This is a genomic window from Citrobacter sp. S-77 (assembly GCF_963864895.1).
GTDB classification, from domain to species: Bacteria; Pseudomonadota; Gammaproteobacteria; order Enterobacterales; family Enterobacteriaceae; genus Citrobacter; species Citrobacter murliniae.
Genome location: NZ_CAWLWU010000002.1, coordinates 621,374 through 632,767, shown reverse-complemented (window position 1 = coordinate 632,767; position 11,394 = coordinate 621,374). Strand labels below are relative to the sequence as shown.

At 53.8% G+C, this 11,394-nt stretch carries 9 protein-coding genes; 7 read left to right on the top strand and 2 right to left on the bottom strand.

Translation table 11 applies throughout. The features are described from left to right. Positions 1-225: 225 nt before the first annotated feature. On the bottom strand, positions 226-2,769 hold the full coding sequence (gene mrcB, locus AACS05_RS03620) for a bifunctional glycosyl transferase/transpeptidase (protein WP_045439930.1): 2,544 nt from the start codon (positions 2,767-2,769) through the stop codon (positions 226-228). A 168-nt stretch (positions 2,770-2,937) separates the two neighbouring features. Beyond that, on the bottom strand, positions 2,938-5,370 hold the full coding sequence (hrpB, locus tag AACS05_RS03615) for an ATP-dependent helicase HrpB (protein WP_045439927.1): 2,433 nt from the start codon (positions 5,368-5,370) through the stop codon (positions 2,938-2,940). Between the two features lie 73 nt (positions 5,371-5,443). On the opposite strand from hrpB, the gene thpR reads away from it, so the two are divergent. The 7 genes from thpR (at position 5,444) to panB (ending at position 11,356) form a co-directional block, all read left to right on the top strand. Continuing rightward, positions 5,444-5,974 (top strand): RNA 2',3'-cyclic phosphodiesterase, encoded by a 531-nt coding sequence (thpR, locus tag AACS05_RS03610; RefSeq protein ID WP_045439924.1) that lies wholly within the window; start codon positions 5,444-5,446, stop codon positions 5,972-5,974. Between the two features lie 13 nt (positions 5,975-5,987). Next, a complete protein-coding gene (gene sfsA, locus AACS05_RS03605) occupies positions 5,988-6,692 on the top strand; it encodes a DNA/RNA nuclease SfsA (protein ID WP_045439921.1) in 705 nt (234 codons plus the stop codon). A 177-nt stretch (positions 6,693-6,869) separates the two neighbouring features. Then, a complete protein-coding gene (gene dksA, locus AACS05_RS03600) occupies positions 6,870-7,325 on the top strand; it encodes an RNA polymerase-binding protein DksA (protein ID WP_003829221.1) in 456 nt (151 codons plus the stop codon). Between the two features lie 151 nt (positions 7,326-7,476). Then, the gene (gene gluQRS / locus AACS05_RS03595; RefSeq protein ID WP_045449441.1) at positions 7,477-8,373 is read left to right on the top strand and encodes a tRNA glutamyl-Q(34) synthetase GluQRS; all 897 of its coding nucleotides are present in this window, start codon (positions 7,477-7,479) and stop codon (positions 8,371-8,373) included. Positions 8,374-8,444: 71 nt separating this feature from the next. Further along, the gene (gene pcnB, locus AACS05_RS03590; RefSeq protein WP_223307024.1) at positions 8,445-9,842 is read left to right on the top strand and encodes a polynucleotide adenylyltransferase PcnB; all 1,398 of its coding nucleotides are present in this window, start codon (positions 8,445-8,447) and stop codon (positions 9,840-9,842) included. Between the two features lie 110 nt (positions 9,843-9,952). Beyond that, positions 9,953-10,444 carry a 2-amino-4-hydroxy-6-hydroxymethyldihydropteridine diphosphokinase gene (gene folK, locus AACS05_RS03585; protein WP_045439916.1) on the top strand — a complete coding sequence of 164 codons (492 nt, stop codon included), beginning with the start codon at positions 9,953-9,955 and terminating at the stop codon, positions 10,442-10,444. Positions 10,445-10,564: 120 nt separating this feature from the next. Beyond that, positions 10,565-11,356, top strand: a complete 792-nt coding sequence (gene panB, locus AACS05_RS03580) for a 3-methyl-2-oxobutanoate hydroxymethyltransferase (RefSeq protein WP_045439913.1) — start codon at positions 10,565-10,567, stop codon at positions 11,354-11,356. Positions 11,357-11,394: the final 38 nt, after the last annotated feature.

The window sequence follows — 11,394 nt, the reverse complement described above, 5'->3', positions numbered from 1 at the left end:
TCTCTGATGAAAGTGAATGATAACGTAAACGAGAATTATTATTATAACGGCAGCATAATATTCGAAACTCTGGCGGGATAGCAAGCAATACACATCCCTACTAAAACTGAGGGGTTAAGAAATAACCAGATGAAAAGAAAGGGTTAATAAATTACGCTGAAATGTTGTTTGCCTCAATCCAGACGTGGGCAAAGAAAAACCCGCCGAAGCGGGTTTTAGGGGGTATTAGTTGCTACCAAACATATCTTTTATCCAACCTGCGACACCGTCGCCATCTTTCTTCTCCTGCTGCGGCGGTTGTTGTTGCTGCTGCTGTTGGGGTTGTTGCTGCGGCTGCGTTGACTGATCAAACGGATTGCCTGACTGCTGCTGCATCTCACCTTGCTGACACAATGAATCAGGATCGCTTGTCCATACCGGAAGCGTACGCATCCCGCCGCTACAAACGAAGTTACCGTCGTAATCCACGCCCATATCAACAATATCTTCCGGCGGCGTCAGCGTCAGTGGCGTCGGTGTCTGGTTAGCCAGATAGCGCTGGTAAATCGACATCGCTCCGCTCGCGCCGTACAGCTTGGTTGGCTGGTTATTATCACGCCCCACCCAGGTAATGGTCACCTGACTGCCGTCAATACCCGCGAACCAGGTATCAACGTTGTTGTTAGTGGTCCCGGTTTTACCTGCCAGATGCAGCCCAGGATACTTGGCGCCCAGCTGACGACCGGTACCGCGCTGTACAACCTGTTGCATCGTCCACAACGTCATGTACGCCGCCTGTGCCGGAACGGCTCGTTCGGCCTGTGGGAAGCTCTGATACAGCACCGTGCCATCTTCGGCGATCACCGAACGCAGTGCTGATAACGGCGCGCGGTTACCACCGCTGGCGATGGTCTGGAACGCCTGCGCCACTTCGATTGGCGTAAGGTTCAGAGCTCCCAACAGCATAGCCGGAACCGGATTCAGTTGATCTTTCGGTGCACCCAGTTTTATCCATGTATCGGTCACGGCTGGCAGACCCAGCGCCATCCCCAGATTTACCGTCGGTACGTTCATGGAACGCGTTAACGCATCCACCAGCATCACTCTGCCACTTTCGCTGTAGCGACGGTCATCGTTCTGCGGAGACCAGACCTGCCCGTTAGGCTGACGCAACGCAATCGGCGCATCGGCAATCCAGGTATTCAGACGGTACAGCTTCGGCTGACTCAGTGCGGTCAGATAGGTCGCCGGTTTCGCCAGAGAACCAATCGAGCGGCGCGCCTGCATGGCACGGTTATAGCCTGCAAACTGTGGCTCCGCCCCACCAACCATCGCACGAACTTCCCCACTAAAGCGATCCACAACCACAATCGCGGTTTCCAGATCGCTCAGCTTACGCTGTTTCTTCAGCACCGGAATGCCTTCAACCGCTGCTTTTTCTGCCGCATCCTGCGCCACAGAATCAAAAGTGGTGAAGATCTTCACGCCGGAGAGGTCTTTAACTTTATCACCCAGCTTCGCCTGCAGTTCCTGACGTACCATCTGCATAAACGCTGGCTGCGGTGAAATCACCCCGCCACGTGGTTGTACGCCTAACGGACGCGCACTCAGCATGTCATACAGATCCTGGTCAATAATCTGCTGCTGTTGCAGCAGACGCAGCACCAGGTTACGGCGCTCCAGCGCCAGTTTCGGGTTACGCCACGGATTGTAGATAGACGCCCCTTTAACCATCCCCACCAGTAGCGCCTGCTGATCAAGGCTCAGTTCTTCAACCGGACGCCCAAAATAATAAAGACTCGCCAGCGGGAAACCACGGATCTCGTTGTCGCCGCTCTGACCGAGGTACACCTCGTTCATATACAGCTCAAGAATGCGGTCTTTGCTGTAGCGCGCATCCATGATCAGCGCCATATAGGCTTCGTTAGCCTTACGCCAGTACGAACGCTCGCTGGAGAGGAACAGGTTTTTCACCAACTGCTGAGTCAGCGTACTCGCCCCTTGCACAGTACGGCCTGCCGTCAGGTTAGCCAGTACCGCACGCCCAATGGAGTACAAACTGATGCCGTCATGCTCATAGAAATGGCGGTCTTCGGTCGCCAGCAGTGTATCAACCAGCAGATCAGGGAAGCTACTGCGGGGAACGAACAAGCGCTGCTCACCGTTTGGCGAAGAGAGCATGGTAATCAGACGCGGATCCAGACGGAAGAAACCGAACTGGCGGTTGTTGTCCAGATTCTCGATAGTGTCCAGATGATCGCCATCAAAGGTCAGACGCGCACGCACCTGGCCTTCTTTACTGTCCGGGAAGTCAAACGGACGACGGATCATCTCAATGCTGTTCGCCTGTACGGTAAATTCGCCAGGACGCGTCATCTTCGTCACCTGACGATACTGCGTGGCCTCCAGCAGTTTCACCATCTCTTTTTTACCGATGGGCATTTCTGGCTCAAGGTTAACCATACGGCCATACACCGCCGCAGGAAGCTGCCAGACTTTGCCATCAATACGGCTACGGATTTTTTGATCCAGGTAGACGCCGTAAATGGCAATCAGCACCAAAAAGACAATCGAGAGTTTTAGCAGCAGCCAGAACCAGCCGCGCTTACCACGAGGCTTACGCCCTTTGCCTTTACCTTTGCGCGGCATCGGTTCTTCATCCTCATAGTCGTCATCATCATAATCGTCGTCATACTCGTCATCTCTGAGTTGACGACGGCTCACCTTTTGTTTCATCGGACGCGATGGTTTCCCTTTACGTCCAATTGGCTCGCGGTCATTCCCCGCCATGCTTTTTCTCCGCAACATTCAGGCGCAAAGGCCCGATTCTCTGTTCTTCCGTCAGGCGACAGAAGAAGAAATCTCTCAATTTTTACCGCTCTTTCGCCAGAGACGGTGTCAAACGCCTTAATCAACCTACGGATCGCCGTACAGTGTAGGCCTGAAAGCAGCGCACCATCAGGCAGAATACTTCTTGGTGCGCCGTGTTGGCGCGGTATTCGCCGGATCGTCCGGCCAGACATGCCTGGGATAACGCCCTTTCATCTCTTTTTGCACCTCGCGATAAGCCCCCTGCCAGAACGCGCTCAAATCACGGGTGATTTGTAGTGGGCGTTGGGCCGGAGACAATAACTCGAGCACCAATGGAACACGCCCCTGCGCGATGGTAGGGGTCTTCGCTTCGCCAAACATTTCCTGCATTCTAACCGCTAATGCCGGCGGGTTATCCTCGTGATAACGAATGGCTATCCGGCTGCCCGTCGGCACAGTGTAATGCGCAGGCAGCTCACTATCCAGACGTTGCAGCATTGACCAGTCCAGTAGCCCATGCAAAGCCTGCCCCACATTTAACGCTTTGAGAGCACGTAAAGAGTGCACACCTTGCATATGCGGCAACAACCAACTCTCCAGCGTCGCCAGCAAAGAGGCGTCATCCACCGCTGGCCAGTTGTACTCAGGCAACCAATTTGCCGCACATTGCAGACGCAGCCAGAATTGTTCCGCTTCCGGGGTCCAGTTGAGCACACTCAGGCCTTTATCGCGAATACCATTCAGCATCGCCTGATGCAGTTCCTCTTCCGAGGGTTTTGCCAGTGGCTGAACTTTCACCGTCAGTTGACCAATACGCGTTCGGCGCCATGCCTTCAACGTTCCCTGATTTTCATCCCATTCGATGGTGTCTGACTGTTGCAACAGCTCAGGACTTGTTTGCAGCAGCGTATCAATATCCAACGGCAGAGCGAGCAGAATACGCGCATCAGGCGAAGCACTGCCCTGTAGCAACAGAGGCGCGATTAGCCATTCATGCCGCCCTGATGCGTCGTCGGCATCAAGCATTGCCCCCATTCCGTTAGCCAACTGATATCGCCCTTCCTGGCCACGACGCCGCGCAATGCGATCGGCGAATGCTTTTGCCAGTAAAGGCGCGATTAGCTCACTGTCGGGCTGACCACTCTGCACATTAAGCCGCTTCAGCAATTGCTGACTACGCTGCTGCCAGCCTGGCTGGTTACGCGAAAAATGTACGGTCAAATCGGTATGTCCACCGCGCGGCGGCTCTTCCAGAATCGCCGCCAGCTTTGCCGCTGTAACCGCTTCGTTTTCATTTGTCGCGCCGATGAGCATTGCCGCCAGACGGGGATCGTTACCCAGCGCAGCCATCTTCTGCCCGGCAGCGTTCAAGCGCTCACCATCCATGGCTTGCAACATCTGTAATAATCGTCTTGCCGCCTGCAAATTTACAGCAGGCGGCATATCCAGCCAGTTCAGTTGCGCAGGGTCGGTGCATCCCCATTGCAGCAGTTCCATCAGCAAACCGGATAGATCGCTCTGTAAAATCTCTGGCTCACCCTGTGCTGCCGCCCTTTCTGCCTGCTCTTTGGCAAGCAGGTGCAGACAAATCCCCGGCTCCAGACGTCCTGCGCGACCTGCTCGCTGTGTCATAGAGGCCTGGCTAATGCGCTGGGTAATCAGCCTCGTCAAACCGGTGCGGGCATCATAGCGCGCCACGCGCTCCTGCGCGCAGTCCACCACCAGACGAATGCCCTCAATGGTTAAGCTGGTTTCGGCAATGTTCGTTGCCAGCACCACTTTGCGCTTACCTTGTGGCGCGGGCAAAATCGCCTGGCGCTGATCGGTCAGCGATAACGCGCCATATAACGGGCATAACAGAACATCGCTACCCACACGTGAAGCCAGTTGCTCCTGCACGCGTTGGATCTCCCCAACCCCCGGTAAAAAGAGCAGCAGAGAGCCGCTTTCATTACGCAGTAGCTCCGCAGTAGCAATAGCCACCGCCTCATCAAAACGCAGATGCGCAGCCAGCGGCTGATAGCGCCGCTCAACGGGGAATGCGCGGCCTTCAGAAATAATCGTCGGGGCAGCGGGCAATAACTGTTGCAGGCGGCCGTTATCCAGTGTGGCCGACATGATCAGCAGTTTTAAGTCATCTCGTAATCCTTGTTGCACATCCAACAGCAGCGCCAGTGCAAGGTCTGCCTGTAAGCTGCGCTCGTGAAATTCATCGAGGATCACCAGCCCAACGCCATTCAGCTCGGGATCGCGTTGGATCATTCGCGTTAGCACCCCTTCCGTCACCACTTCGAGCCGGGTCCGTGGCCCGACACAGCTTTGGGCGCGCATACGGTAACCTACTGTCTCACCGGGCTTTTCGTTCAGCAATTCAGCCAGGCGCTGCGCCACATTGCGAGCGGCCAGACGTCGCGGTTCCAACAGAACAATCCGCCCCTGAATTCCCTTGTGCGTAAGAAACTGCAACGGCAACCAGGTTGATTTCCCGGCACCGGTCGGCGCGGTCAACAGAACCTGTGGTGAAGCATCAAGGGCATTAAGCAGTTCAGGCACAACGGCAGCAACGGGCAACGACGTCACAAATGACTCCAGAGGGTTAACATTCTTCGCGCTGCATTGTAGCATCGCGTTAATTCATAACCGAGTATCCATCATGTCTGAGCCAAAAAGGCTGTTTTTTGCCATTGAATTACCAGCCGAGGTTCGGGAGCAACTTATCCACTGGCGGGCGGCACAGTTTCCGCCAGAGGCGGGGCGTCCAGTCGCTTCTGACAATCTGCACCTGACGCTGGCATTTTTAGGCGATATCAGCGCAGAGAAACAGCAAGCGCTGTCACAACTGGCAGGGCGTATTCGCCAGCCAGGCTTTACGTTAAAACTGGATGACGCCGGGCAATGGTTGCGATCAAGGGTAATATGGCTTGGCATGCGTCAACCACCGCGCGGGTTGCTGCAACTGGCGAATATGCTGCGGTCACAGGCCGCACGCAGCGGGTGTTACCAAAGTCCGCAGCCATTTCATCCACATATCACGCTGCTGCGCGATGCCAGTCATGCTGTCACTATCCTGCCGCCAGGTTTTTGCTGGTCGTTTCCGGTAACGGAGTTTGCCCTTTACGCCTCTTCATTTGAACGAGGTCGCACGCGCTACACACCATTACAACGCTGGACGCTTGCAGAATAATTAAGGATAACCCATGCAGTTTTCTCCCCCACTTCAGCGCGCTACGTTAATTCAGCGCTACAAGCGTTTTTTAGCGGATGTGATCACACCTGATGGCACAACGATAACGCTACACTGCCCAAATACCGGTGCCATGACCGGATGTGCAACCCCCGGAGATACCGTCTGGTATTCGACGTCAGAAAATACTAAACGGAAATATCCGCACACCTGGGAATTAACACAAAGCCAATCTGGTGCTTTTATTTGTGTTAACACGCTATGGGCTAACAGATTAACGAAAGAGGCTATTCAGAATTCGCTAATTTCAGAACTTTCAAACTACAATACGTTGAAAAGTGAAGTAAAATATGGTGCCGAAGGTAGCCGCATTGATTTTTTGTTACAGGCAGATTTCCGCCCTGACTGCTATATTGAAGTGAAATCAGTCACGTTGGCGGAGAATGAGCAAGGTTATTTTCCCGATGCCATTACTGAACGAGGTCAGAAACATCTTCGGGAATTGATGAGCGTAGCGGCTGAAGGCAAGCGAGCGGTGATATTTTTCGCCGTTCTGCATTCAGCAATTACACGGTTTTCACCCGCGCGGCATATTGATGCAAAATATGCGCAATTATTAGCCGAAGCGCAACTTAAGGGGGTAGAAATTCTGGTTTATAAAGCGGAACTTTCTGCCCACGGTATGACTCTTAAAGAGCCATTGCCCATTACTTTGTAATGGTGCGAAAAACGGGTTAATTAGTATTCTGGCCGCGTGCGCAAATACGCTTTTCCTCACAGGGTTGTCAAGTGTTACGTTTAGATAATTGCTATCCGGAAAAGCATCTGCTATTTATAGCGACCTGATTTTTCCCCCGAACATGGGGATCGATAGTGCGTGTTAAGGAGAAGCAACATGCAAGAAGGGCAAAACCGTAAAACATCGTCCCTGAGTATTCTCGCCATCGCTGGGGTGGAGCCTTACCAGGAGAAACCGGGCGAAGAGTATATGAACGAAGCCCAGCTGTCGCACTTCAGGCGTATTCTTGAAGCATGGCGTAATCAACTCAGGGATGAAGTCGATCGCACTGTGACTCATATGCAGGACGAAGCGGCTAACTTCCCTGATCCGGTTGACCGTGCCGCACAGGAAGAAGAGTTCAGCCTTGAGCTACGTAACCGTGACCGTGAGCGCAAACTGATCAAAAAGATCGAGAAGACGCTGAAGAAAGTAGAAGACGAAGATTTCGGCTACTGCGAATCGTGCGGTGTGGAAATTGGTATTCGCCGTCTGGAAGCTCGCCCGACAGCCGATCTGTGCATCGACTGTAAAACGCTGGCAGAAATTCGCGAAAAACAGATGGCGGGTTAATCCCGTAACCTGTTGAATGCCGGATGGCGTTACGCTTATCCGGACTACGGAACACCTCTATTTCGTAGGCCGGATCAAGTGTTTGCGTCGCCATCTGGCAATACCTGGGCGGGAGCATCTCCCGCCTTATTCTTTTATGTTATCCACCGACATGACTGACAAACGCTATATTGGCCGTTTCGCCCCTTCCCCTTCCGGTGAACTCCATTTTGGTTCGCTGATTGCCGCCCTCGGGAGTTACCTGCAGGCCCATGCGCAACACGGAATCTGGCGGGTACGCATTGAAGATATTGATCCTCCTCGTGAAGTTCCCGGTGCTGCAGAAACTATCCTGCGTCAGCTGGAACATTACGGCCTGCACTGGGATGGCGACATATTATGGCAATCCCAACGCCACGACGCTTACCGCGAGGCGCTTGCCTGGTTGTATAAGCAGGATCTGAGCTATTACTGCACCTGTACTCGCGCCCGGATCCAGAGCATCGGCGGTATTTACGACGGCCATTGTCGCGAGTTGCGCCACGGACCAGAACGGGCAGCGATACGTATCAAGCAACGACATCCCGTCATGCAGTTTAACGACAGGCTGCGCGGCAAGATTCAGGCCGACCCTGAACTTGCAAGGGAAGACTTTATCATTCACCGACGCGACGGGCTGTTTGCTTATAATCTTGCTGTGGTGGTCGATGATCATTTTCAGGGCGTTACGGAGATTGTACGTGGCGCGGATCTCATTGAACCAACTGTGCGCCAAATTTCGCTGTATCAACAGTTCGGCTGGCATGCACCTGACTATATTCATCTGCCGCTGGCGCTCAACGAACAAGGCGCTAAACTGTCCAAGCAGAATCATGCGCCAGCCCTGCCACAAGGCGATCCGCGTCCGGTTCTCATCAGCGCATTGCGCTTTCTCGGCCAGAGCACAGCGATACCGTGGCAAGAGTTCAGCGTAGAGGAATTGTTGCGAGTCGCGGTGGAAAACTGGCAGCTTGAGGCGGTACCTGAATCGGGTATTGTAAATCCGGCATTCTCAAATGACTCATGCTGAGCTATGATTAGCCGCTATTTTTACACAGCAACACTTGTTCTGACTGAAGTTTGACACTACCGAGGTGCACTATTTTTACCCGAGTCGCTAATTTTTGCCGCAAGGTGCTAAGCCGCGAGGAGCGCGAGGCAGAGCTTGCCGTCGCCCGTCCCCATATGACGGTAATCCCGCGTGAGCAGCACTCAATCTCCCGCAAAGATATCAGTGAAAATGCCCTGAAGGTAATGTACAGGCTCAATAAGGCCGGCTACGAGGCATGGCTGGTTGGCGGGGGTGTGCGCGATCTTTTGCTGGGCAAAAAGCCGAAAGACTTTGATGTCACCACCAACGCGACACCGGATCAGGTACGGAAACTGTTTCGTAACTGCCGTCTTGTTGGCCGTCGTTTCCGTCTGGCCCATGTAATGTTCGGCCCGGAAATTATCGAAGTGGCAACTTTTCGCGGACATCATGAAGGCAGCGAAGCCGATCGTGCGACATCTCAGCGCGGACAAAACGGTATGCTACTGCGCGATAACATCTTCGGTTCTATCGAAGAAGATGCTCAACGCCGCGATTTCACGATCAACAGCCTCTATTATAGCGTTGCTGATTTCACCGTTCGCGACTACGTTGGCGGTATGCAGGATCTGGAAGACGGCGTCATTCGCCTGATTGGTAATCCGGAAACGCGTTATCGTGAAGATCCCGTACGCATGCTGCGCGCTGTCCGCTTTGCAGCAAAACTCGACATGCGCATCAGCCCGGAAACCGCAGAGCCGATCCCGCGTCTGGCTACGTTGCTTAACGATATCCCGCCTGCGCGCCTGTTTGAAGAAGCCCTCAAGCTATTACAGGCGGGCTACGGCTATGAAACCTATAAAAAGCTGCGTGAGTACAGCCTGTTCCAGCCGCTGTTCCCGACCATTACCCGCTATTTCACCGAAGACGGTGACAGCGCAATGGAACGCATCATTGCCCAGGTTCTGAAGAATACCGATACCCGCATTCACAACGATATGCGTGTTAACCCGGCATTCTTGTTTGCCGCCATGTTCTGGTATCCGTTACTGGAAACGGCACAGAAAATTGCCCAGGAAAGCGGTCTGGCCTACTACGATGCCTTCGCACTGGCGATGAACGATGTCCTGGACGAAGCGTGCCGCTCGCTGGCAATTCCAAAACGCCTGACGTCGCTCACCCGCGATATCTGGCAGCTTCAGTTACGCATGTCCCGCCGCCAGGGTAAACGCGCCTGGAAACTGATGGAGCATCCGAAATTCCGCGCAGCCTACGATTTACTGGCCCTGCGTGCCGAAGTGGAAAACAACGCCGAACTGCAACGTCTGGCGCAGTGGTGGGGTGAATTCCAGGTTTCGGCTCCGCCAGAGCAAAAAGGCATGCTGAACGAACTTGATGAAGAACCAGATGCCCGCCGCCGTCATCGTCGCCCGCGTAAACGCGCCCCACGCCGCGAGGGAACCGCGTGACCAATCGCGTATACCCAATAGATTTCGAGTTGCATCAAGGCGGCGACACAGCGAATGCCCAGGAGCGTACATCAGTACGTGACTGGGATGAGTGAGGAAAGCCAACACAAATGCAGCTTGAAAGACAACGGGTATATATCGCGCTCGGCAGTAATTTAGCCTCTCCTCTTGAGCAGGTTAATGCTGCCGTGCAGGCGCTGGGAGAAATCCCGTACAGCCGGATCATCGCCGTTTCATCCTTCTACCGCACGCCGCCATTAGGTCCTCAGGATCAACCTGATTATCTGAATGCTGCCGTTGCGCTGGAAACAACCCTCGAACCTGAAGAATTGCTTAATCACACTCAACGTATTGAGTTGCAGCAAGGTCGGGTACGCAAAGCCGAGCGCTGGGGTCCGCGTACGCTGGATCTCGACATCATGTTGTTTGGCAATGACGTGATTAACACCGAGCGCCTGACGGTTCCGCATTACGATATGAAAAACCGGGGCTTTATGTTGTGGCCGCTATTTGAAATCGCTCCCGACCTGACCTTCCCGGATGGTATCAGCTTACATCAGCATCTCACCCGCCTCGCCGTAGCAAAACCTGCGCACTGGTAAAGCATACTCTCACCTAAAAAGTTTACTACTTTTGCGCCAAACGGTTGCTTAAAACAATTGCCGCCCTGAATCTGACTGCTAGAATGCCGTTAAATATGACTTCCACATTCAGGAAATGTTATGAAACCAACGACTATCTCATTGCTGCAAAAATGTAAGCAAGAGAAAAAGCGCTTCGCGACTATTACGGCCTACGACTACAGCTTCGCCAAATTATTTGCCGACGAAGGTATCAATGTGATGCTGGTAGGCGATTCACTGGGGATGACGGTACAAGGGCACGACTCCACCTTGCCGGTCAGCGTCGAAGACGTTGCCTATCACACCCGTGCTGTGCGTCGTGGTGCGCCAAACTGCCTGCTGCTTTCCGACCTGCCGTTTATGGCCTATGCCACACCGCAACAGGCCTTTGAAAACGCCGCCATTGTTATGCGCGCGGGCGCGAATATGGTCAAGATTGAAGGCGGTGCGTGGCTGGTTGATACGGTGAAAATGCTCACCGATCGCGCGGTACCGGTATGCGGCCATCTGGGCTTAACCCCTCAGTCAGTTAACATCTTCGGTGGCTATAAGGTGCAGGGTCGCGGAGATGCGGGCCAGACATTGCTCGACGATGCGCTGGCGTTAGAAGCCGCAGGAGCACAGTTGCTGGTGCTGGAATGCGTTCCGGTTGAGCTGGCTAAACGCGTGACTGAAGCTCTGTCCATTCCGGTCATCGGTATAGGCGCAGGCAATGTCACCGATGGTCAGATCCTGGTGATGCATGACGCGTTTGGTATCACAGGCGGCCATATTCCAAAATTTGCTAAAAACTTTCTCAATGAAGCAGGCGACATGCGCGCCGCAGTGCGGCAGTATATTGCGGAGGTTGAATCCGGCGTCTACCCGGGTGAAGAACATAGCTTCCATTAAGCAAAGTTTGGAATTTGTAGGCCAAATAAGGCGTTGCG

Coding starts and splice junctions, on each gene's coding strand:
- dksA (WP_003829221.1), top strand. CDS start 6,870: ATGCAAGAAGGGCAAAACCGTAAAACATCGTCCCTGAGTATTCTCGCC.
- thpR (WP_045439924.1), top strand. CDS start 5,444: ATGTCTGAGCCAAAAAGGCTGTTTTTTGCCATTGAATTACCAGCCGAG.
- gluQRS (WP_045449441.1), top strand. CDS start 7,477: ATGACTGACAAACGCTATATTGGCCGTTTCGCCCCTTCCCCTTCCGGT.
- panB (WP_045439913.1), top strand. CDS start 10,565: ATGAAACCAACGACTATCTCATTGCTGCAAAAATGTAAGCAAGAGAAA.
- mrcB (WP_045439930.1), bottom strand. CDS start 2,769: ATGGCGGGGAATGACCGCGAGCCAATTGGACGTAAAGGGAAACCATCG.
- folK (WP_045439916.1), top strand. CDS start 9,953: ATGCAGCTTGAAAGACAACGGGTATATATCGCGCTCGGCAGTAATTTA.
- sfsA (WP_045439921.1), top strand. CDS start 5,988: ATGCAGTTTTCTCCCCCACTTCAGCGCGCTACGTTAATTCAGCGCTAC.